The sequence below is a fragment of the Pseudomonas sp. K2I15 genome (assembly GCF_002204795.1).
Lineage (GTDB): Bacteria > Pseudomonadota > Gammaproteobacteria > Pseudomonadales > Pseudomonadaceae > Aquipseudomonas.
In genome coordinates, this window is record NZ_NIXO01000027.1 from 1 (window position 1) to 21,052 (window position 21,052).

20 protein-coding genes and 1 tRNA gene are annotated in these 21,052 nt (G+C 58.8%); 7 read left to right on the plus strand and 14 right to left on the minus strand.

The features are described from left to right. Positions 1-337 precede the first annotated feature (337 nt). The 3 genes from nadA to CEC48_RS17150 form a co-directional block, all read right to left on the minus strand. Entirely contained in the window at positions 338-1,396 is a 1,059-nt protein-coding gene (nadA, locus tag CEC48_RS17140) for a quinolinate synthase NadA (protein WP_003209852.1), read from the minus strand. A gap of 219 nt (positions 1,397-1,615) precedes the next feature. Continuing rightward, positions 1,616-3,187 carry a lactate dehydrogenase gene (locus CEC48_RS17145; protein WP_256579725.1) on the minus strand — a complete coding sequence of 524 codons (1,572 nt, stop codon included), beginning with the start codon at positions 3,185-3,187 and terminating at the stop codon, positions 1,616-1,618. Positions 3,188-3,315: 128 nt separating this feature from the next. Then, positions 3,316-4,602: an OmpP1/FadL family transporter gene (locus CEC48_RS17150; RefSeq protein WP_088424821.1), complete on the minus strand. Its 1,287-nt coding sequence runs from the start codon at positions 4,600-4,602 to the stop codon at positions 3,316-3,318. Between the two features lie 440 nt (positions 4,603-5,042). On the opposite strand from CEC48_RS17150, the gene CEC48_RS17155 reads away from it, so the two are divergent. Then, complete coding sequence (locus tag CEC48_RS17155) at positions 5,043-7,001, plus strand: PAS domain-containing sensor histidine kinase (RefSeq protein WP_088424822.1); 1,959 nt, start codon at positions 5,043-5,045, stop codon at positions 6,999-7,001. On the opposite strand, the gene CEC48_RS17160 is transcribed toward CEC48_RS17155, so the two are convergent. Then, positions 6,998-7,903: a LysR family transcriptional regulator gene (locus CEC48_RS17160; RefSeq protein WP_088424823.1), complete on the minus strand. Its 906-nt coding sequence runs from the start codon at positions 7,901-7,903 to the stop codon at positions 6,998-7,000. The two genes, CEC48_RS17155 and CEC48_RS17160, sit on opposite strands and share 4 nt — an antisense overlap. Positions 7,904-8,010: 107 nt before the next feature. Here CEC48_RS17160 and lldD point away from each other — a divergent pair, with 107 nt between their 5' ends. From lldD to pstB, 6 genes are all read left to right on the plus strand, one after another. After that, a complete protein-coding gene (gene lldD / locus CEC48_RS17165; RefSeq protein ID WP_088424824.1) occupies positions 8,011-9,153 on the plus strand; it encodes an FMN-dependent L-lactate dehydrogenase LldD in 1,143 nt (380 codons plus the stop codon). A 107-nt stretch (positions 9,154-9,260) separates the two neighbouring features. Then, positions 9,261-9,875 carry a hypothetical protein gene (locus tag CEC48_RS17170; protein ID WP_088424825.1) on the plus strand — a complete coding sequence of 205 codons (615 nt, stop codon included), beginning with the start codon at positions 9,261-9,263 and terminating at the stop codon, positions 9,873-9,875. Between the two features lie 163 nt (positions 9,876-10,038). Then, positions 10,039-11,055 carry a phosphate ABC transporter substrate-binding protein PstS gene (pstS, locus tag CEC48_RS17175; RefSeq protein WP_088424826.1) on the plus strand — a complete coding sequence of 339 codons (1,017 nt, stop codon included), beginning with the start codon at positions 10,039-10,041 and terminating at the stop codon, positions 11,053-11,055. Positions 11,056-11,122: 67 nt separating this feature from the next. Then, positions 11,123-12,124, plus strand: a complete 1,002-nt coding sequence (pstC, locus tag CEC48_RS17180; RefSeq protein ID WP_088424827.1) for a phosphate ABC transporter permease subunit PstC — start codon at positions 11,123-11,125, stop codon at positions 12,122-12,124. Next, a complete protein-coding gene (pstA, locus tag CEC48_RS17185) occupies positions 12,121-12,993 on the plus strand; it encodes a phosphate ABC transporter permease PstA (protein ID WP_088424828.1) in 873 nt (290 codons plus the stop codon). The genes pstC and pstA overlap by 4 nt, the downstream gene beginning before the upstream one ends. Beyond that, entirely contained in the window at positions 12,993-13,772 is a 780-nt protein-coding gene (pstB, locus tag CEC48_RS17190) for a phosphate ABC transporter ATP-binding protein PstB (RefSeq protein ID WP_088424829.1), read from the plus strand. Before pstA ends, pstB begins: the two co-directional genes overlap by 1 nt. Before the next feature lie 117 nt (positions 13,773-13,889). Here pstB and CEC48_RS17195 read toward each other — a convergent pair. From CEC48_RS17195 to ybgC, 10 genes are all read right to left on the minus strand, one after another. Then, positions 13,890-13,965, minus strand: a tRNA-Lys gene (locus CEC48_RS17195). A gap of 63 nt (positions 13,966-14,028) precedes the next feature. After that, positions 14,029-14,706 carry a 7-cyano-7-deazaguanine synthase QueC gene (gene queC / locus CEC48_RS17200; protein ID WP_088424830.1) on the minus strand — a complete coding sequence of 226 codons (678 nt, stop codon included), beginning with the start codon at positions 14,704-14,706 and terminating at the stop codon, positions 14,029-14,031. Position 14,707: 1 nt separating this feature from the next. Further along, on the minus strand, positions 14,708-15,355 hold the full coding sequence (gene queE, locus CEC48_RS17205) for a 7-carboxy-7-deazaguanine synthase QueE (protein WP_088424831.1): 648 nt from the start codon (positions 15,353-15,355) through the stop codon (positions 14,708-14,710). Positions 15,356-15,520: 165 nt separating this feature from the next. Next, positions 15,521-16,357 (minus strand): tol-pal system protein YbgF, encoded by an 837-nt coding sequence (gene ybgF, locus CEC48_RS17210; RefSeq protein WP_088424832.1) that lies wholly within the window; start codon positions 16,355-16,357, stop codon positions 15,521-15,523. A 6-nt stretch (positions 16,358-16,363) separates the two neighbouring features. Next, positions 16,364-16,864: a peptidoglycan-associated lipoprotein Pal gene (pal, locus tag CEC48_RS17215; RefSeq protein WP_003209827.1), complete on the minus strand. Its 501-nt coding sequence runs from the start codon at positions 16,862-16,864 to the stop codon at positions 16,364-16,366. 55 nt (positions 16,865-16,919) lie between these two features. Continuing rightward, positions 16,920-18,200 carry a Tol-Pal system beta propeller repeat protein TolB gene (tolB, locus tag CEC48_RS17220; RefSeq protein WP_176438730.1) on the minus strand — a complete coding sequence of 427 codons (1,281 nt, stop codon included), beginning with the start codon at positions 18,198-18,200 and terminating at the stop codon, positions 16,920-16,922. 17 nt (positions 18,201-18,217) lie between these two features. Further along, on the minus strand, positions 18,218-19,291 hold the full coding sequence (tolA, locus tag CEC48_RS17225; RefSeq protein WP_088424834.1) for a cell envelope integrity protein TolA: 1,074 nt from the start codon (positions 19,289-19,291) through the stop codon (positions 18,218-18,220). Next, a complete protein-coding gene (gene tolR / locus CEC48_RS17230; RefSeq protein WP_161635741.1) occupies positions 19,291-19,743 on the minus strand; it encodes a protein TolR in 453 nt (150 codons plus the stop codon). Before tolR ends, tolA begins: the two co-directional genes overlap by 1 nt. Positions 19,744-19,766: 23 nt before the next feature. Then, positions 19,767-20,462, minus strand: a complete 696-nt coding sequence (gene tolQ / locus CEC48_RS17235; RefSeq protein ID WP_088424835.1) for a protein TolQ — start codon at positions 20,460-20,462, stop codon at positions 19,767-19,769. Between the two features lies 1 nt (position 20,463). Next, positions 20,464-20,919 carry a tol-pal system-associated acyl-CoA thioesterase gene (ybgC, locus tag CEC48_RS17240; protein WP_010169950.1) on the minus strand — a complete coding sequence of 152 codons (456 nt, stop codon included), beginning with the start codon at positions 20,917-20,919 and terminating at the stop codon, positions 20,464-20,466. Between the last annotated feature and the right edge of the window lie 133 nt (positions 20,920-21,052).

Sequence of the window (21,052 nt, forward strand, 5' to 3'; positions counted from 1 at the left end):
GCCCTTGACCTTGCTTCTAACACTCAAGCCGGCCGGTAGGCCGCTGTGCTCTTGCTTTTGATCTTGATCTGACTGCCCCATTCAGCCCGAGGCCGAACGCAGGTATTGAGGAGCGGGTAAACCGGCAGGACGCCGGTTTAGCCGCGACGGGCCAGGGACGGGCCGTCGCGGCGGCCCGCGGAGCAATGCCGGAGAGAGGGAACGCCGAGCCTAGGCGAGGCGCCGACAGGCGGGGCAGAGCGTTTTGGTTACTTTTGCGCTTTTCAAAAGTGACCCGCTGTAAGAGCGGAACCCTAGGAAGCCGTTACCGCAGCAACGGATATGTACTCAAACCAGATCAAGCGTTCCCCGCCAACCTCAATCGCGCAGCCTGAGTAAAATCCAGCATCCGCTTAAGCGGCCTTACAGCCTGCGGGATCACCGAAGGCTCAACAAAAATCTCATTACTCCCCTCTCGCAAACACTGCAGCGTGCGCTCCAGGGTATTCATTGCCATCCACGGGCAATGCGCACAACTGCGACACGCCGCCCCATTCCCGGCCGTCGGCGCCTCGACAAAAACCTTATCCGGACACAACTGCTGCATCTTGTAGAAGATGCCCCGGTCGGTCGCCACGATAAACGTCTTGTTCGGCAACCGCTGCGCCGCCGCAATCAACTGACTGGTAGACCCCACCGCATCCGCCAACTCAATCACCGACGTCGGCGACTCCGGGTGCACCAGAATCGCTGCGTCCGGGTACAGCGCCTTCATGTCCTCCAACTGCTTGGACTTGAACTCCTCGTGAACGATGCACGCACCGTCCCACAACAGCATGTCGGCCCCCGTCTGACGCTGAATATAGGTGCCAAGATGCTTGTCCGGCCCCCAAATAATCGTCTCACCGTTGTCCATCAAACTCTCGACGATCTCCAGCGCACAACTGGACGTCACCACCCAGTCAGCCCGGGCTTTCACCGCCGCCGACGTGTTGGCATAAACCACCACCGTGCGCTCGGGATGCTGATCACAGAACGCCGAAAACTCATCCACCGGGCAGCCAAGGTCCAGGGAGCACGTAGCTTCCAGGGTCGGCATCAGGATACGTTTTTCAGGCGTGAGGATCTTCGCGGTCTCCCCCATGAATCGCACGCCAGCCACCAATACGGTCTTGGCCGGGTGCGCCGCGCCGAAGCGGGCCATTTCCAGGGAGTCGGACACACAACCACCGGTCTCTTCGGCCAGGGCCTGAATCACCGGGTCGCAATAGAAGTGCGCCACCAACACCGCGTCTTGAGCCTTCAGCTCGGCGGCGATGGCGGCACGGTAGCCCGCCTCTTCTTCGGCGCTCAGCACCTTGGGCTGCTTGGCGTCGAGGTGGGCTTGGACCAGAAGGCGTTCGGAAATTTGCGTCATGTTCGCAAGACCTGCAGGCGCAGTTGCGCGAAAGTCGAGTGTACCACCGGCTCTGGAGCCCTTCGGGCGCCGCCGGACGAAGTGATTGTGTTCATCAAGCACGGTGAAGCTGCGCAAGGCTACAGAATATCGAATGGATTCAAAAGCCTAATCTGGGATTCACCGAGGCATAAAAAAGGGAAACCCAAGCCTGGGTTTCCCTTTTTTACAACGAGCGGTTTAGCGTGGCAAAACCGAAGGATCGTCTTGCAGCAACACCCACTGATGCATGTTCGCCAGCGCATCCTTCAGGATGGTTTCATCGGCGCCCTGGGCCTTCTTGCCTTCCCGCGCCGCGTACTCCAGCAACACCAGGTAGTCGCGATGGCTGCTGGCCTGGTTCGGCGCCGTGGTGTCTTTAACCAATACCCCCATTTCGTAGCGCTGGGTGCGGGTGTTCTGGGTGGCGCTTTGGTCCACGGAGGCGTTGGTCAGGAAGCCGTCCTTGTAGGTGATATTCGCCGAGCTGCTGGCCTTGTCGTCGACCTGCACATAGAGGTAGTTCTGCGACTCGCGCTTGGTGCCAAGGTCCGGCGCCTGCCCACCATTGAGCCCCAAATGAAAACTGGCCTTGAGATTTGATTGCTGGGTCTGATCGATCGTGCGATTCAAGATGTCATTGCCGCCGACGCGCGTCTTCTGGGAGACGTCATAGGCAAACGTGTCGGTTTCTCCCAGGCGCGCCGGGTTGGTGGACTTCACGGCCTGGGTGATGGACGCCTTGAAATCTGCCAGGCCGGTCAACAGGCCTTGATCCGCCGCGCTCCGAGTCAGCGCCGCAGGTGCTTTGGCGCCCTGCGGGTAGTTGCTGTTCATGGCGGTAAACGCGTCCTTGAACATCGCCATCAGGTCCGCATCGGCTTTGCCACGCGACTGGGCCTTGTCGAACTGGGCCAGGTAGCTTTTCAGCGCGATGGCCTGTTGCTTGGCGTTGCCGAGGATGCCGGCGTTTTTCAGGTCAACCGACAGGTTAACTTCGCCCGCCGGGCTGCTCATGCGCGTGGTGCGGCTCTGGCTGTCCGCATGGAATGCGAGGGTAAGGTTGTCGACATTGCTCACTTTCAATTTGCCGCTGAGGTCCACCGAGGACAACACGCTGGAATCAAACTGCGTGAGCTTGCTCAGGTCGAGTTTCGGCGGCTGGGCGGCCAGGCCGTCGATGGCGCCCTGGAAGGCTTCGCCCAACTTGCCGATTTCCTTGAGTTCGGCGGCGCTGAGGGTGCCGCCGTCCACCTTGGCCTGCGCGGCCAGCCCACCGGACTGGCTAGCCAGGCTAAAGGTGACGGTCTTGCCGCTGGCTGTCTTGACGGTGAGGCTGACCAGGTTGTCTGCCTTGCTGTGCAGCAGCGCCTGTTGAACCTTGAGCTCGTCGGGGCTCTGGGTCTTGGACGAGGTGGTACTGAGCGCAGACTGGGAAATGTCGGTGCCGCCCTTCGCAAATTGCTCAATCAAGGTGGCGCCCAAGCCGCTGAACCCTGTGCCTCTGGGCAGTGCATAGAAATTCGTGTTGATCGCGTTGGTCACCGCATCCTGGCTGTCACTTTCCCAGGCATTGATCGGCCCACGGCCGGGTAATTGGCCGTTGCGCGAATACGTCTGGTCTTTAACATCTACCGTGACATTGCCAAGGCTGACCACAGAGGATGGCCGTACGGCAGTGACGTCCGTTTCTGGCGTCAGCGTTGCTGGCGGCGTAACGGCAGGTCGATTGATAAGGGCGATGGCGGAGCTGATCGGCGAAAGCGTAGTCATGACGATCCCTGTCTTGAGCTGGATTGCTCCTAATTTAACCAAGACAGGGAAGGTTTGGTAGCGCGGTTGATACAATTGCTAGCAAAGAGCCATGCCAAAAAAATGACTCTTTGCCCTCTTTCAGTGCATCAGAAGCGGTAAGTCACCGAACCACCAAAACCGTTGGCGCTGTTTTCATACTTGGCGTCGTAGGTCAGGCCCAGCGCTGGCTGGCTCTGGCGCACCTTGACCGGCTCTTCCTTGAGGTAGGAATAGGCGACGTCAAATGTCACGTTTTCGATTGGCGTCCAGCCGGCACCCAGGCTGAATACGGTGCGGTCACCCGTCGGAATACGCACGGAACGGTCGGTGTTGTTGGTCGGCGTCTGATCCACCGAGAACCCGGTACGCAACACCAGTTGCTTGTTGACCCGATATGCCGCGCCAATCGCGTGAGACCAGGTGTCATGCCAGTTCTGCTGTTCGGTGATCGAGTTCAAGCCGCCGAACTGGGCCGCCAGGGCCGACACGCCTTCGTTGTTGACGGTGATCTTCTTCAACTGGCTCCAGCGGGTGTAAGTGCTGCCCAGGTATAAGGTCCAGTCGTCATTCAGTTGATGGGTGACCGAGAAGTCCACCGAGGATGGCGTCGTCACATTGAGGCTGGCGTCATAGCGTTGCGGGCCGCCATCAAACGCATCGGACACCAGGCCGGAAGCGTTGGTCTTGCCGGTGAGGTGGTAGACCACTTGCGAGTGGTAGGTCACGCCGAAGCGCGTGCTTTCCAGCGGTTGCACCAGGATACCGGCGTTAAAACCGGTGGCTGTGTCGTTACCCTTGATCTTGACCTGCTCACCAGCGCCGCCACCGAGGGGCACGTTGGAATCCAGTTCACCCGAGATACGGTTGAAGGTAGGTCCGAACCCCACCGAAACCTTGTCGTTGATGGCATAGCTGACCGTTGGCTGGACGGTGACGACCTTGATTACGCTTTTGCTGCCAAAACCGTTGCCCTGGAAGGCGTTCTCATAGTCGGTTTCGAGGCCGAACGGCGCATAGATACCCAGGCCAAACGCCCAGTGTTCATCAATCGGCGTCACCAGGTAGCCCATCGGCACGGCAATGCCCGGCACCATATCGCCCTTGTCGGTGCCCGGGTTGTTGGCACCAAATTGCGAGGAGCTGGCGTTTTTGATGTTCGATTTGGCATCCAGGTAGGTCGCCCCGATGCTCACTTCATTCTGTTTGATGCGGGCCATGCCGGCCGGGTTGCCGTAAACCGTGCTGGCGTCCTCGGCGGAGGACGAACGCCCGGCGTAGCCGGTACCCATTGAACTGATGCTTTGTTCATTGAGGGCGAAACCACCGGCAAACAGGGATGTGGAGGCAAGCGAAATCGACAGCGCCAAAGCGCTCTTGAAGAGTTTTTTATTCATTATTAGAACTCAAATTATTGGGCAGCACGAGGAAGCTACCAATCTTCGAGCGGGCAAATTATGAAGAGTTTTTCATGCGATAAATTGTCCGACAATTCTACTTATTTCAACGACTTTGGCGGTTTTTAAGGTACTAATTCAGACCCCGAAACCCGAATATGACTGACGGGTTTTAATGTAGATGACGGGCAGTAGCCGGGTTGTTTCCGACGCCACAGGTCAGCCTGCAAGCGAGTGCTATCTGCGGGAGTATCGGCCGATGTGCCAGTACTTCATCCAGCAACGCGAGAACGCTGTCGAATACGCGTCAAGTCGCTGGTGGTATATGCGCCCAAATGACATGATAACGGCCATTTAATACGCGCGGCCTCACTCAAATGAATAGCACTGTCGGGAAGGGTTCTCAGACAAATAGCCCACCTGAACCTGGCGAGAGCGATTTGTCCGCCGCAGGCCTCGACCACAACGAAGCCTTCACCCAGCGCGTACTTGCCAGCATCAACGACTGCATCAAGGTGCTGGACCTCGACGCGCGCCTGACCTTCATGAGCGAAGGCGGCAAGCAGATCATGGAGGTCAGCGACTTCAATGCAATTCGCGGCTGCCCGTGGCCCGACTTCTGGCAGGACCAGGGCCACCTCGACGCCAAGGCCGCCGTGCAGGCCGCCCGGGATGGTAGTAACGCCAGCTTTATCGGCGCCGCCAAGACGTTGGCAGGCAACCTGAAATGGTGGCACGTGAACGTCAGCCCGATCATGGGCAGTGACGGCCTGCCGGAGAAAATCCTCTGCGTCTCCCGAGACATCACGCCCCTGCGCGAAGCTGAAGAATCCCTGCGCAAGCTCAACGAATCCCTGGAACAACGGGTGATCGAACGCACCCGCGACCGCGACCGCATCTGGCGCCTGTCGCCAGACCTGATGCTGGTGGCGCAACTCGACGGTGTGATCTCCGCCGTAAACCCGGCCTGGACGCGCATGCTCGGCCACGCCGAACACGACCTGGTAGGCAGCCAATTGCTGGCGCTGGTTCACCCCGACGACCTGGCCGTCTCATCCTCAGCGGTCAGCCGTTTGGGGGATGGCAAAAACTTCCCCAACTTCAAGAATCGCTACCGCCACCAAGACGGCAGCTACCGCATGATCGCCTGGACGGCCGTGCCCGACAGCGACTACATCCACGCCGTGGGCCGCGATATCCAGGCCGAGGAAGAAGCCAAGGAAGCCTTGCGCCTGTCGGAAGACGCCCTGCGCCAGTCGCAGAAACTGGAAGCCATCGGCCAACTCACCGGCGGTGTCGCACACGACTTCAATAACCTGCTGACGGTGATCAAGTCCTGCGCCGACTTGCTCAAGCCGCCCGCCCTGAGCGAAGCGCGCCGCGTGAAATACGTGGAAGCCATCGCCAGCACCGTTGACCGAGCTGCGCGCCTGACCGCACAACTGCTGACATTCGCCCGCCGTCAGGCCTTGCGGCCAGAGGTGTTCAACGTCGGCGAAAGTGTAATGCGGGTGGGCGAGATGATGGACAGCCTGACCGGCTCGCGGGTCAAGGTGAGCATCCAGGTCCCGGACGATGCCTGCTTTATCAATGCCGATGAAAGCCAGTTCGACACCGCGCTGGTGAATATGGTGGTCAACGCCCGGGACGCCATGGCCGGTAATGGTCATTTGACGATCACCGTGTCAACGGCCAACTGGCTGCCCTCGGTACGCGCCCATCCGGTGCGCATCGCCGATTACGTGACCATCGAACTGGCCGACACCGGCTCGGGTATCCCGCCGGAAAAACTCGACGCCATCTTCGAACCCTTCTACACCACCAAAGGCATCGGCCAGGGCACCGGGTTGGGCTTGTCCCAGGTGTACGGTTTCGCCAAGCAATCGGGCGGTGAGATCCTGGTACGAAGCGAGTGCGGCGAAGGCAGCCAATTCACCTTGTACCTGCCCAAGGTCGAGCCAAGCGCACTGCCGGTTCCTCAAGCAATCAGCGCCTCACCCATCGTCTCAAACCTGGGGGTGTTGATGGTCGAGGACAACGCCGATGTCGGCCTGTATACCTCGCAAACCCTGGAACAAATGGGCTTTCATGTGCTGTGGGTGCCGGATGCCCAAAGCGCGCTGGAAGCGCTCGAACCCAACCCGGAAAGCTTCCAGGTAGTGTTCTCCGACATCTCCATGCCCGGCATGAGCGGCCTGGAATTGCTCGACGCCATCGAAGCCCTGTACCCGTGGCTGCCGGTGGTGCTCACCACCGGCTACAACGACGAATACGCGCGTATTGCGCAGGAAGAGGCCAGCCGTTTTGTCTTGTTGCAAAAGCCGTATTCCACCGAGGCGCTGGCACTGCTGCTGCAGAAAGTCGTCAAGAACCGCCTGCCCCTGATCGCACAAGGCTAAACCGCAGGCTGGGCCGCGTCTGGAACATTGCCCATCTCCAGGGCCAGGTCCAGCCAGGCCCGCGCCGCCGGTGGCAAATGCGCCTGTCGTCGCCAGGCCAGGGCGATGTGCCAATCGGTCTGGGGCTCATCCAGCTGAATCAGGGCGATGCCGGCGTGCAGGTGTTTGTAAGCCAGCATGCTCGGCAAAAACGCCACGCCGAGGCCTGCGGCCACCAAGTCGACGATAAAGTCGATCTGCGCACTGCGGGCGGTGATGCGCGGTACTACACCTCTGCGCTCGCAGGCTGTGAGAATAATCCGGTTAAGCGCAAACCCGGCTTCGAACAGAATAAATGGCGAGTCGGCAAGGTCGGAAAAGTCGACGCTTTTACGCCCGGCCAATGGATGGTCGATCGGCATGACCACCATCAGCGGCTCGACGCGCACGTCCTGATACTCAAATTCGCCCGCCACCGGCACCAGCAGCGCCGCCAGATCCACCTCCCCGGCCTCCAGACATTCGCCCAACTTCTTGCTGCCGTGTTCGATCAGCTCGATCTCGATCTCTGGATAACGCTGTCGATACAGGGCAAACATCGCCGCAAACAACACACCACTGCCCACCGGCGGCAAGCCGATGCGCAATACACCGCGCTTGAGCCCCAGCAAATCATTGATCTCGGCCACCAGGTCACTGCGCTCTGCCAGCAACACCAAGGCGCGACGGTAGGCAATTTCGCCGGCGGCCGTCAGTTCGCTCTTGTGGCCGATGCGACTGAACAGCGGCGTACCCAATTCATCTTCCAGGGTCTTCACCGCCTTGCTGACGGTAGACTGCGTGAGCGAAACCACCTCGGCCGCCTGTGAGAAGCTGCCCTGGCGTACCACTTCGACAAAGGCCAGCAACGTGCGAAGGTTCATGAGTATTCCATTTACGACTTGATTCAAGTTGGAAAAGTTGTTTTTACCATGAAAGGCCTTTGTCTATCCTCACCCCACCGCTTTCTTCACTCGGGGCATCACTGTTCATGATCATTTCGTCTGCATCGGATTACCGCGAAGCCGCCCGCCGCAAACTGCCGCGTTTCCTGTTCGACTACATCGACGGCGGTGCCTACGCCGAACACACCCTCAGGGCCAACAGCTCGGACCTGGCCGACATCAGCCTGCGCCAGCGTATCCTGCGCAACGTCGAGAGCCTGAGCATTGAGACCACGCTGTTCGACCAGCCGCTGGCAATGCCGGTGATCCTGAGCCCAGTGGGCCTGACCGGCATGTTTGCCCGGCGTGGTGAAGTGCAGGCGGCGAAGGCGGCAGCGAACAAAGGCGTGCCGTTTTGCCTGTCCACGGTCTCCGTGTGCCCGATTGAGGAAGTAGCGTCCCAGAGCCCGCAATCCATCTGGTTTCAGCTGTATGTGCTGAAAGATCGCGGTTTCATGAAAAACGCCCTGGAACGGGCCCAGGCCGCCGGGGTGAAAAATCTCGTGTTCACCGTCGACATGCCCACCCCCGGCGCGCGTTATCGCGACGCCCATTCGGGGATGTCCGGCGCCTACGGGCCGCAACGCCAAATACTGCAAGCCATGACCAAACCGGCCTGGGCCTTCGATGTCGGCCTGATGGGGCGCCCCCACGACCTGGGCAACATCTCCAAATACCTGGGCAAGCCCACCCAGTTAAAAGACTACATCGGCTGGCTGGCCAACAACTTCGACCCGTCCATCAGTTGGAAGGACCTGGAGTGGATTCGCGACTTCTGGAAAGGCCCGATGATCATCAAAGGCATCCTCGACCCACAGGATGCCAAGGACGCCGTGAGTTTCGGCGCCGATGGCATCGTCGTCTCCAACCATGGCGGCCGGCAACTGGATGGCGTGCTGTCCACGGCCAAGGCGCTGCCCGCCATCGCACAAGCCGTGGGCAGCGATCTGACGGTGCTGGTGGACTCCGGCGTACGCTCGGGGCTGGACGTGGTGCGCATGCTCGCGCTGGGCGCCAAGGGCGTACTGCTGGGCCGCGCCCAGGCTTACGCACTGGCCGCTGACGGGCAGCGCGGCGTGGAGAACCTGCTGGATATCTTCGCCAAGGAAATGCGCGTGGCCATGACGTTGACCGGGGTGACGTCGATCGCACAGATCGACGAATCGATTCTAGTGCGCGGGCAGAGCTGACCGCGTCAGAAACGTCAGAGCCCCAGTCTTTTTTTAAAGACTGGGGCTCTAGGGATTAGGGCAAAGCGCTACTATTCTCGCTGGAATAAACACCGGCCTCCGCAGACATGATGAAACAAGCTCTTCCCCTCGCCCTCGCGTGCCTGATGCTCGGGGCATGCAGCTACACCAAAACCACCCTTCCGAATGATCAGGAAGCCGCCCGCTACGACCCGGCGACCTCTGCAAGGGTGCGGATATTCTCCTCTCCGGAATTTATCGGCGCCTACCAGCCTGGTAAATCTTGCGCGCAACTGGACACCAAAGCGGTGAACCGCGGGCTGATCGACACCACGGTTTATAAACACCAGGAAAGCTACATTCTATGGCGCAAGGTGGACCTTCGCGGCATGCAACCCGAGAACTACCAGAACAACGTCATTGGCATACCGCCCTCGCAAGCGACGCAGCGTCTGCAGACAGATCGGCTCAGCTACAGCGAATTCGTGCTGCCTGCCGGCAAGCCAAGTGTCGTGCACGTCAAATATCTCGCCCAGGACGGCAGTTGCTCTCCCCCACCCATCATGTTTGAACCGCAAGCAGGCAAGGATTATGAAGTCAGCCTGCAATTTACAAAGGAGAACTTCATTGCCACTCCACGGTGCCAAGTGAGTGTGGTTGCGCTCGATGGTGCAGCTGCGATCAAACAAAGCGTGCCAGTGACAACCCAACCCTGCAGGTAAAACGCAAACCCGTGAGCGGCTTCAAATGGAGCCCTCACATATTTCTAAATGTTTCTTCATAAAGCCAAACCGTCATTAAATAGACATATTTCAGGAATTAAATCGTCACGTCTTAGACAGGTGGAGCCCTCCACTTAATCCTTTTCTTTGAGGTGTCGTCGTGATGTTGCTGACCAAAAAGAGTCTGTCAGTGTTGTTCACTGCCCTGTGCCTGAGTGGTGTTGCTCACGCCACTGACGTCACGGGCGCAGGCTCCAGTTTCGTCTACCCGGTGCTGTCCAAGTGGTCCCAGGAATACAGCAAAAGCTCAAGTGACCGGATCAACTACCAGTCCATCGGCTCCGGCGGCGGGATCGCACAGATCAAGGCGGCAACCGTGGATTTCGGCGCTTCCGACGCCCCGCTGTCGGCGGATGAACTGAAAGCCGGCGGCCTTGGCCAATTCCCAAGCGTGATCGGCGGCATCGTGCCGGTTATGAACGTCGAAGGCGTTGCGCCGGGCCAACTGAAACTCGACGGTGACGTCCTGGCGAAGATTTTCCTCGGTGACATCAAGGCCTGGAACGACCCGGCGATCGCCGCACTCAACCCTGGCTTGAAACTGCCTGGCGCGAACATCACCGTGGTTCACCGCTCGGACGGCTCGGGCACCTCGTACAACTTCACCAACTACCTCGCCAAAGTCAGTGACAGCTGGAAAACCAAAATCGGTTTCGGCACCACCGTGCCGTGGCCAGTCGGCGTGGGCGGCAAGGGTAACGAAGGTGTTTCGGCCTACGTGAAGCAGATCAAGAACTCCATCGGGTTTGTTGAATACGCCTACGCCCTGCAGAACAAAATGACTTACGCGTCACTGAAGAACGCATCCGGCAAATTTGTCGAGCCCAACGCCAAGGCCTTCCAGGCAGCGGCTGATACCGCCGATTGGGCCAACGCCCAGGACTTCAACCTGATCATGACCAACGCACCGGGCGAGAACGCGTGGCCGATCACGGCGACCACCTGGATCATCATGTACAAGCAGCCGAAGAACGCCGAGCAAAGCCAGGCCGCTTTCAACTTCTTCAAATGGTCGTTGGAAAAAGGTCAGCAGCAGGCTGCGGCATTGGACTACGTAGCATTGCCCGATTCCCTCGTGACCCGGATCGAAGGTTACTGGAAGTCTGACTTCGCCCACTGATCCGCCCTCCCATAATCCCCTTGCCCAAACCACTTCATGCTTGAGCAAGGGGATGAGCACATCTGACATGAACGAAACTGTCCAACCCCTGGCCATGACTACTCACGCGAGCGATGTATCGGGTGACAGCCGCGCAGCTCGCGATCAGCGCAACGACCTGTGGTTCAAACGCTCGATGTTCGGCGCCGCCATGCTCGTCTTGCTGTTACTGGCGAGCATTGCCGCCTCGACATTGTGGGGCGGTGGGCTGGCCTTCAAGACCTTCGGTTTCGGTTTCGGTTTCATTACCAGCACCGAGTGGGATGCGGTCAACAACCACTTTGGCGCCCTGGTACCGATTTACGGCACCTTGGTCACGTCATTCCTGGCGTTGCTGATTGCGGTTCCGGTGAGTTTTGGCATCGCGATTTTCCTGACTGAAGTGGCGCCGCCCTGGCTGAGAATGCCAGTCGCCTCCGCCGTTGAATTGCTCGCGGGCATTCCCTCGATTATCTATGGCATGTGGGGGCTGTTTGTTTTTGGTCCATTTATGGCCGAGTACCTTTCACCCTGGATCAATGACTACCTGGGTGCACTTCCCTTTATTGGCTCGCTGTTCCAGGGGCCGCCGCTGGGTATCGGGATGCTGACCGCAGGCATCGTGCTGGCGATCATGATTACGCCGTTCATTACGTCGGTGATGCATGAAGTTTTTCGTAGCGTGCCGACTCAGTTGAAAGAGTCTGCCTACGCATTGGGTAGTACTACCTGGGAAGTGGTGTGGGACATCGTGCTGCCCTACACCCGCTCGGCAGTGGTCGGCGGAGTGTTTCTAGGCCTCGGGCGCGCCCTGGGTGAAACCATGGCCGTCACCTTCGTGCTGGGTAACGCGCAACAGTTCTCCGCCTCGTTGCTGATGCCCAGCAGCTCCATCGCGTCGGTCATCGCCAACGAGTTCAGCGAGGCTTATACCGACCTGCATCGTTCGGCGCTGATTGCGCTGGGCTTCCTGCTGTTCATCGTGACATTTGTGGTGCTGGCGCTGGCGCGGTTGATGCTCATGCGCCTGTCACGCAAGGAGGGCTTATGAACAGCAACGAGCGTCTGTACCGCAAGCGTGCCTTCAAGAACCGCGTGGCCATGCTGCTGAGTTGTGGCGCGACGGCCTTTGGCCTGTTGTGGCTGGCGTGGATTCTGCTGACCACCATCATCAACGGCTTTCAGGCGCTCAACCTGCGCCTGTTTACCCAGATGACGCCGCCTCCCGGAACAGACGGCGGCCTGGCCAACGCGTTTTATGGCAGCGCATTGATGTCGGGGATTGCGCTGCTGATTGGCACACCCATCGGGCTGATGGCGGGCATCTGGCTGGCGGAGTTCGCACGGCATTCGCGCCGGGGCACCACCGTTCGTTTCATCAACGACATCCTGCTGTCTGCGCCATCGATCGTGCTGGGGTTGTTCATCTACACCGGCGTGATCCTGCCACTGAACCTGCTGACCAATCACCAGGTGGGTTTCTCCGCCATCGCTGGTGCCCTGGCATTGGCCCTGCTGGTGATTCCGGTGGTGGTGAGGACGACTGACGAAATGCTCCAACTGCAACCCTCGACCATGCGCGAGGCCGCCCTGGCCCTGGGCGTGCCGCAATGGAAGCTGACGTTGCAGATTGTATTAAGAGCGGCAAAGGCCGGCGTGGTGACCGGTATCTTGCTGGCGCTGGCCCGAATTACCGGAGAAACCGCACCGTTGCTATTCACCGCCTTCGGCAACCAGTTCTGGAGCAGCAACCTGCTCAAACCGATTGCCAGCGTGCCGGTGGTTATTTTCCAGTACGCCATGAGCCCCTTCGACGACTGGCACTCCCTCGCCTGGGCAGGCGCGCTGGTGCTGACGATGTTCGTGTTGGTGCTGAGCTTGCTGTCTCGCCTGATTCTTTTGCGCAATAGGTCCCACTGATGCAATCGACCCGCCCTGATCCTGAGAAAACCAAAATCCGTGTCCGTGGGTTGGAGTTTTTCTATAACAACCAGCGTTCACTGAAATCCATCGACATCGATATTCCGGAAAAACGCATCACCGCGATCATCGGCCCATCGGGCTGTGGGAAGTCGACCTTGCTGCGCGTGTTCAACCGCATCTACTCGATGTACCCCAAGCAGGAGGCCCGCGGTGAGGTGTTGCTGAATGGCGAGAACATCCTCGCCCCCGGCTACTCGATGAACCGGCTGCGCAGCCACGTCGGGATGGTCTTCCAGAAGCCGGTGCCCTTCCCGATGTCGATCTACGACAACATCGCGTACGCCGTGCGCCACCATGAAAAGCTGTCACGCCGGGAAATGGACGACCGCGTCGAGCAGGCCCTGCGCGGCGGCGCCCTGTGGGATGAGGTGAAAGACAAACTCAAGCAGAGCGCCCAGAGCCTGTCAGGCGGGCAGCAGCAACGGCTGTGCATCGCCCGCACCATTGCGCTGCGCCCGCAAGTATTGCTGCTGGATGAACCGACCTCGGCGCTCGACCCGATTTCCACCGGGCGCATCGAGCAGTTGATCACCGAGCTGAAGGAGCAATACACGGTGATCATCGTGACCCACAACATGCAGCAGGCCGCGCGGGTGTCAGACAGCACAGCGTTCATGTTTATGGGGGAGCTGATTGAGCACGGCAATACAGATGAGATCTTCACCAAGCCAAAGATGAAGCAGACCGAGGACTATATAACCGGGCGGTTTGGCTAGGTTTAACGAAAAAGCCGATCACCCTCAGCGTTGAGAGTGATCGGCTTTTATTGGGCAAAAAAAAACCCGGAAATCCTCACTTGCGTGGGCCTTCCGGATTTTCTAAACCGCCAAAAATGGTGGGTCGTGTGGGATTCGAACCTACGACCAATTGGTTAAAAGCCAACTGCTCTACCAACTGAGCTAACGACCCGCTGTGTGGTGGCGCGTATAATACTGATTTCTAAGGATTATTCAACACCTTATTTGAAATAATTCAGAAATAACGCGTTGGGTCCATAATTCCGGCCGCCTGGAAGCCTTCTGCACGCAGTCGGCAGCTGTCGCATTTCCCACAAGCACGGCCGTCATTGTCCGCCTGATAGCAGGAAACAGTCAGCGAGTAATCGACGCCAAGTCCTACGCCAGCCTTCACGATATCGGCCTTGCTGCGGTTCTGCAGCGGCGCCAGGATGCGAAAGCCCTGCCCTTCTACACCGGCTTTGGTTGCCAGGTTGGCCATGCGCTCGAACGACTCGATGTACTCCGGGCGGCAGTCCGGGTAACCGGCGTAATCCAGCGCGTTGACACCAATGAAGATGTCGCGGGCATTCAGCACTTCGGCCCAACCGAGGGCCAGGGACAGGAACACGGTGTTGCGCGCCGGCACGTAGGTCACCGGGATGCCTTCGCTGGGGGCTTGCGGCACGTCGATGGAGCTGTCGGTCAGCGCCGAGCCGCCAATGCCGTTGAGGTTCAGGCCGATCACCTTGTGCTCCACCACACTCAGGTCGCGGGCGACTCGGGCGGCAGCGTCGAGTTCGGCGCGGTGGCGCTGGCCGTAGTCGAAGCTCACGGTGTAGCAGCTGTAGCCTTCTGCACGGGCCATGGCGACCACGGTGGCGGAGTCGAGGCCACCAGACAGCAGGATGACCGCACGCTTTTGATCCGTCATGTCAACGCCCCGGCTCGTCGTTCCACAGGTATTTGTGCAGTTGCAGTTGCAGGCGCACCGGCAGGTTGTCCGCGACGACCCAATCGGCCAGTTCGCGAGCATTCAGGTCATGGTGGCTTGGGGAAAACAGCACTTCGCCGGCGCGACGGTCCAGGCCATATTGGATCAGCTTGGAGGTCGCCCAGTCGTAGTCTTCACGGGAACAGATGACGAACTTGACCTGATCGTTGGTCGTCAGCAGCTCGATGTTCTCGTAGAGGTTGCGGTGCACTTCCTTGGAGCCCGGGGTTTTCAGGTCGAGGACCCGGCTGACCCGAGGGTCGACCGCAGAAATATCCAGCGCGCCGCTGGTTTCCAGCGACACCTCGTAACCGGCATCACACAACTGCTTGAGCAAGGGAATGGCGTTAGGCTGCGCCAGTGGCTCACCACCAGTGACGCAGACATAACGCGGCCGGTAACCGGCCACTTGCTCGAGGATATCTTCAAGGGTACGCACGGTGCCGCCGCTGAAGGCGTAGGCGCTGTCGCAGTACTGGCAACGCAGCGGGCAACCGGTCAGGCGCACAAATACAGTGGGCAGGCCAGCAGTGCGCGTTTCACCCTGCAACGAGTAAAAAACTTCGGTAATACGTAATGTGTCTTGCATAGTCGCCACGGGCGTAACAGCTAAACAGGCTGTCCGCCTCCGTCAGGCACTTCAAGGAATTCCGCCAACGCGTAAACCCCAAAAAGCGTGTGTCATAAAAGGGCGTGGATTCTAACGAAAAAACCCGCGCAGGGCGCGGGTTTCTTGTAACCAGGATTACCGCGCTTACATGCGCTGCAGATCCCGCTGAGCCAACTGGGCAGCGGATGTACCCGGATACTGGGCCACCACCTGCTGCAGAATGCCTTTGACCTTGTCGGTATGACCCAGCCGGCGTTCTACGTCAGCCAGTTTGTACAGCGAATCCGGCACCTTGGCGTGCTTGGGGTACAGCTGGCTGACCTTGGCAAACGCCTGACCTGCACCTTGCAGATCACCCTTGGCCAGGTTCACCTCACCCAACCAGTACTGGGCGTTGCCCGCGTACTGGCTGTTCGGGTATTTGCGCAGGAATGCGGTAAAAGCCTGGCTGGCCTTATCGAAATCCTTGGCTTTGATCAGGTCGAAGGCTGCGTCGTAATACAGCTTTTCCTTCGCAGGATCACCCGGTTCGCTGCTGGCGGCAGGGGCTTGGCTGGCAGCCGCGGCCCCTGCTGCGGCACCACCGGCGGCGGCACTTGGCGCGCCACCGGCAGAAGAATTATCAGGAGTGGCGGCAGGTGTAACGCCGGCTCCAATACGTCGATCAAGATCCTGGTATCGCTCCAGGCCTTCTTGCTTCAGCTGGTTCACTTGATTCTGCAGAACTTCAATCGTGCCTTGTTGCTGCGACAATTGATCCTGCATGCGTTGCAGCTGGTTGAACAGCTCGCCCTGTGCCGAAGGCGCGGCCGTAGCCGCACCCCCGACATAGGCGCCGTTCGTGCCATAACCCGCCGGCGGATAACTGCTCCCGCTATTGTTATAGCCAGAGTTGCTATCTTCCACAGGAACCGCAGCCCACACCGCAAGCGGTGCCAAGCTGAGAGCCAATACAGTTAGAGCACGACGGCACGTTCGCATGACGAATTACTTACGCAGTTCGACGCGACGGTTTTGAGCCCAGGACTGCTCGTCGTGGCCAGTAGCAACTGGACGCTCTTTACCGTAGGAAACCAGTTCCAGTTGGCCCGGAGCAACACCTTGCAGTACCAGGTAGCGCTGAACGGCTTTCGCACGACGCTCGCCCAGTGCCATGTTGTACTCACGAGTACCACGTTCGTCGGTGTTACCTTCCAGAACAACGCGAGCGCCGTTAGCTTTCAGGTCCTTCGCGTGAACGTCCAGAGCGCGCATGGCTTCTGGCTTCAGGTCCGAACTGTCGTATTCGAAGTAGAAAGTGGTGATAGCGCGCAGAGCAGCTTCTTCGCTCAGGGAGCCGTCAACTGCACCAGTGTTAGCGCCGTAACCAGCGTTTGGATCAACAGCTGCGCCTTCACCGGCATTGTCGCCGCCTTTAGACGAGCAACCAACGGCTACGGACAGAGCCAGAGCCAGAGCAGCAAACTTACCAAACTTCAGCATTTCCATCGTGAAACTCCTAATGAACCCCAGTGTGTTAAGTACTTCTTTTTGTAGCGCCGCGTCAGTTCAGGTAAGGGGACCAGGACGGTTCTCTGACTTCGCCTTGTGCGGTAGGAAGCGGGAGCCTTACGCGTCCATTAATGGACACGAGCATCAAGACTCCCCGGCCCTGCTGGCGGGTGGCGTAGATTACCATGGTGCCGTTGGGCGCAACAGTGGCTGACTCATCAAGGTTGGTATCTGTGAGGATTTTTACGGTTCCGCGCTGCAAATCCTGGGCCGCAACCCGGAAATTAGTGAAACCATCCTGACGGTGAATCATCACCAACGTCTTTTCATCAGCCGAAAGCTTAGGTGCAGCGTTGTAGTTACCAATAAAGGTCACTCGTTCGGCGCCGCCGCCGTTGACGCTGGTTTTGTAGACTTGCGGCTTGCCGCCACGGTCGGAGGTGAAGTAGATGGTCGAACCATCCTTACCCCAGAACGGTTCGGTGTTGATGCCCGGGCCGCTGGTAACACGGCTCAGTTGGCGCGAGGCCATGTTCATCACGTAGATGTCCGGGTTGCCATCTTTGGACAGCACGAACGCCAGGCGCGAACCATCCGGCGACCATGCAGGTGCGCCATTCAGGCCTTCAAAGTTGGTGATCTGCTCACGGCGACCGGTATCGATGTGCTGAACGAAGATCCGTGGACGCCTCTGTTCAAAGGACACGTAGGCGATACGCTTGCCATCCGGCGCGAAACGCGGCGACAGGATTGGCTCACGCGATTGCAGCAAAGTCACTGCACGAGCGCCGTCATAGTCCGAACGCTGCAAAGTGTAACGAGTGTTGTCTACCGAAAAACGCTCGGCCGTTACATAAAGCAGGCGGGTGGAGAACGCACCCTTGATCCCGGTCAGCTTTTCAAACGACTGGTCGGAGATGTAGTGCGCCATGTCCCGCAGTTGATCCGTGGTGCCCGACACGCTGCCGGTCAGCACTTGCTGCTCGGTGGCGACGTTGAACAGCGTGTACTGGATCTGCAGGCGACCGCCGGCAGGCGTGATGCTGCCCACCATCAGGTACTGGGCGTTCAGCGCTTTCCAGTCGCGGAAGATGACTTCGCTGGCCTGGGTCGGCTGGCTGATCATGTTGCCTTTGTCGATCGGTGCGTAGTAACCGGAGTTGCGCAGGTCATCACTGATGATCTGCGACATGTCGTCCGGCAGCACGCTGCCGCCCTGCCAGCCAAACGGAACAACGGCGATCGGGGTGGCCCGATCGCTACCGCTGGTGACCAGGATGTTCTTTTCATCCGCCGCCGCTATCCCTGCCATGCAGCAAATAACGACAAGCATTCCTCGAAGAAGGTTTCTCACAAGGCTAGATCCTCAGGTGTGAATGTCATCTTGAATGAACGGTAGGGAGCGAAGTCGCTTGGTTTCATTCCCTGCATCTCGGTCAACCGGCCAATGTTCTTGACCGCTGCTACCGCCGAACTGTCGAACGAACCATCGCCACTGGACTTGGCCACACTGACCGAAGTCACCGTACCGTCCGGCAACATGCCGATCTGCAGCACTACTGTCATGCCTTTGCGTGCCGAAGGAGGACGTGTCCACCCTTCCGCTGCCCGTGAGCGAATCAGGTCATCGAAACTGCCCGCGACTTCATCACCACGTTCATCGGCCAAGGCTTGCTGGCGCTGCGGCGTGTCGGAAAGCAAATCGGCCAAGGCCTGGGCCTTTTTGTCTTCGGTCGATTTACGTGCTGCTTCCTGGGCCTTTTTCTTGGAGGCGTCGGCGGCAGCTTTCTTCTTCGCATCGTCGGCGATTTTCTTCTTCGCCTCGTCAGCTTCAGCTTTCTTCTTGGCGTCGTCCGCGGCTTTCTTCTTCGCGTCTTCGACTATCTTTTTCTTCGCGTCTTCAGCGGCCTTTTTCTTGGCCTCTTCTTCGGCAGCTTTCTTGGCTTCTTCTTCAGATTTCTTCTTGGCTATATCAGCCAATTGTTTCTCTTCGACCTTTTTGGCTTCGGCAGCTTTATCGGCTTTCTTGGCCTCATCAGCCTTTTGCGCCTCGTCAGCTTTCTTCGCCTCGTCGGCCTTTTTCGATTCCTCGGCCTTTTGAGCCGCCTCTTCTTTCTTTTGTTCCGCAGCAGCCTTCACCGCTTCCTGCTCGACCTTCTTCTGTTCCATCTGTTCGACTTCAGTCTGGCGCGCAGCCGACTTCTGGGCCTCACCCGCAATCTTCTGATTGGTCTGGGTGGTGGCCTGGCTTTTCGATTTCAGCTGATACAGGGTCGCCTGCACGATCGGCTTGGCTGGCGGCAGGTCCGGGGTCATGGCAAAGCTGACAAACAGCATGCCAAACACCAGGACGTGCAGGGCAATTGCCCAGACGCTAGGCCAGAAGAAGCTTTCCGAGGCGGACGGCTCTCGCTGTTGGTGCATCAGGGCGCCTCGGTAATCAAGCCAACATTACCGACTCCGGCCTTCTGCAGCCCGCCCATGGCGCCCATGACGGAGCCATAGTCGACGACCTTGTCGCCGCGGATGAACACCTGGGTGTGCTTGCCACCTTCGTTGCCGGCGCGAATGATCTTGGTCACAGCATCAGTCATCTGCGGCAAGGTCATGGCCTTGTCCTGCTGTTTCTGAGTGTCGACTTCGCTGCCAAGGTTCCAGTAATAGGTCTTGTCAGCCTTGATCGAAATGGTCAGGACCTGGGTGTTGTTGTCCTGCGGCAAGGCTTCGCTGGAAACCTTGGGCAGATCAACCTTCACGCCCTGATTGAGCATCGGCGCGGTCACCATGAAGATAACCAGCAGCACCAGCATCACGTCGATGTAAGGCACTACGTTCATCTCGGCGACCGGCTTGCGCTTTTTGCGAGCTCGAGCGATTAAAGCCATTGGGAATTACCTGCTTATTCTTCGCTGGTGTGCACTTTACGGTGCAGGATCGCCTGGAATTCATCGGCGAAGGTGTAGTAACGGCTGATCAAGGTTTCGCCTCGAGAAGCAAAACGGTTGTAGGCGATTACTGCGGGAATAGCTGCGAACAGGCCGATGGCAGTGGCGATCAGCGCTTCGGCGATACCCGGGGCCACGGTGGCCAGGGTCGCTTGCTGGGCTTGGGCCAGGCCGCGGAAGGAGTTCATGATGCCCCATACGGTACCGAACAGGCCGATGTACGGGCTCACCGAACCTACGGTGGCGAGGAAAGGAAGGCTTTGCTCAAGCTTTTCTTCTTCGCGGGAAATGGCGACGCGCATGGCACGGGCCACGCCTTCCATGACTGCTTCCGGGTCAACGCCTGGCTGCTGGCGCAGACGGGAGAATTCCTTGAAGCCGGCGCGGAAGATTTGTTCTACGCCCGAATCCGGGTCCGGGTTGCTGCCGGCCTGGCGGTACAGTTTGGACAGGTCGATACCCGACCAGAAGCGCTCCTCGAAGCTCTCCAGGGCACGTCGACCGGCACGCAGCAGGTTGCTGCGCTGAAAAATCATGACCCAAGAGGTAACCGATGCGGCTACCAGGACCAGCATCACCAGTTGAACCACAACACTGGCATTGCTGACCAGGCTCCACATGGAGGAATGGTCGACGACGGTAGGTTCCACGCTAAATCTCCTGCTCTGAATGTTTACCCGCGCCGCTCACGCCGGCAAAGGCCGCGCGTAGAGTTTCGGGAATGGCCCGGGGTTTCAAACTATTGGTGCGAACACAGGCCACCAGGAACTGCCCCTCACAGAGCAGCGTTGCATCCGTAGCCCGCCTGACCTGCTGTTTAAAACGCAGGCTGGCACGGTTCAATTCGGTTATTTCTGCGCTGACCAGCAGTTCATCGTCCAGTCGCGCCGGCGCGTAGTAACGCGCCTCGCTGGAATGCACGACAAACAACAGGTCCTCCCCCGCAAGCTGGGATTGGGCAAAGCCCAGCTCCCGTAGCCGCTCGGTTCGAGCCCGCTCCATGAACTTTAGGTAATTGACGTAATAAACGATGCCGCCAGCATCGGTGTCCTCGTAATAAACGCGACAGCGATGTGCGAACGACTGATCCCCGTTTTGCGCGCGCATACTCTAGTGCTTACTCCTCAGGTTGCCAATCCGGCCAGGCAACTGTTTTTCATTCTGTGGCACATTTCTAACGAAAGAATGACGACGCCAGCCACTAGGACAGCACAAACGCCGAATAAATCGAATCGCCAAG

Coding starts and splice junctions, on each gene's coding strand:
- nadA (WP_003209852.1), bottom strand. CDS start 1,396: ATGACGCAAATTTCCGAACGCCTTCTGGTCCAAGCCCACCTCGACGCC.
- CEC48_RS17145 (WP_256579725.1), bottom strand. CDS start 3,187: ATGACTACGCTTTCGCCGATCAGCTCCGCCATCGCCCTTATCAATCGA.
- CEC48_RS17150 (WP_088424821.1), bottom strand. CDS start 4,602: ATGAATAAAAAACTCTTCAAGAGCGCTTTGGCGCTGTCGATTTCGCTT.
- CEC48_RS17160 (WP_088424823.1), bottom strand. CDS start 7,903: ATGAACCTTCGCACGTTGCTGGCCTTTGTCGAAGTGGTACGCCAGGGC.
- lldD (WP_088424824.1), top strand. CDS start 8,011: ATGATCATTTCGTCTGCATCGGATTACCGCGAAGCCGCCCGCCGCAAA.
- CEC48_RS17170 (WP_088424825.1), top strand. CDS start 9,261: ATGATGAAACAAGCTCTTCCCCTCGCCCTCGCGTGCCTGATGCTCGGG.
- pstS (WP_088424826.1), top strand. CDS start 10,039: ATGTTGCTGACCAAAAAGAGTCTGTCAGTGTTGTTCACTGCCCTGTGC.
- pstC (WP_088424827.1), top strand. CDS start 11,123: ATGAACGAAACTGTCCAACCCCTGGCCATGACTACTCACGCGAGCGAT.
- pstA (WP_088424828.1), top strand. CDS start 12,121: ATGAACAGCAACGAGCGTCTGTACCGCAAGCGTGCCTTCAAGAACCGC.
- pstB (WP_088424829.1), top strand. CDS start 12,993: ATGCAATCGACCCGCCCTGATCCTGAGAAAACCAAAATCCGTGTCCGT.
- queC (WP_088424830.1), bottom strand. CDS start 14,706: ATGACGGATCAAAAGCGTGCGGTCATCCTGCTGTCTGGTGGCCTCGAC.
- queE (WP_088424831.1), bottom strand. CDS start 15,355: ATGCAAGACACATTACGTATTACCGAAGTTTTTTACTCGTTGCAGGGT.
- ybgF (WP_088424832.1), bottom strand. CDS start 16,357: ATGCGAACGTGCCGTCGTGCTCTAACTGTATTGGCTCTCAGCTTGGCA.
- pal (WP_003209827.1), bottom strand. CDS start 16,864: ATGGAAATGCTGAAGTTTGGTAAGTTTGCTGCTCTGGCTCTGGCTCTG.
- tolB (WP_176438730.1), bottom strand. CDS start 18,200: ATGCTTGTCGTTATTTGCTGCATGGCAGGGATAGCGGCGGCGGATGAA.
- tolA (WP_088424834.1), bottom strand. CDS start 19,291: ATGCACCAACAGCGAGAGCCGTCCGCCTCGGAAAGCTTCTTCTGGCCT.
- ybgC (WP_010169950.1), bottom strand. CDS start 20,919: ATGCGCGCGCAAAACGGGGATCAGTCGTTCGCACATCGCTGTCGCGTT.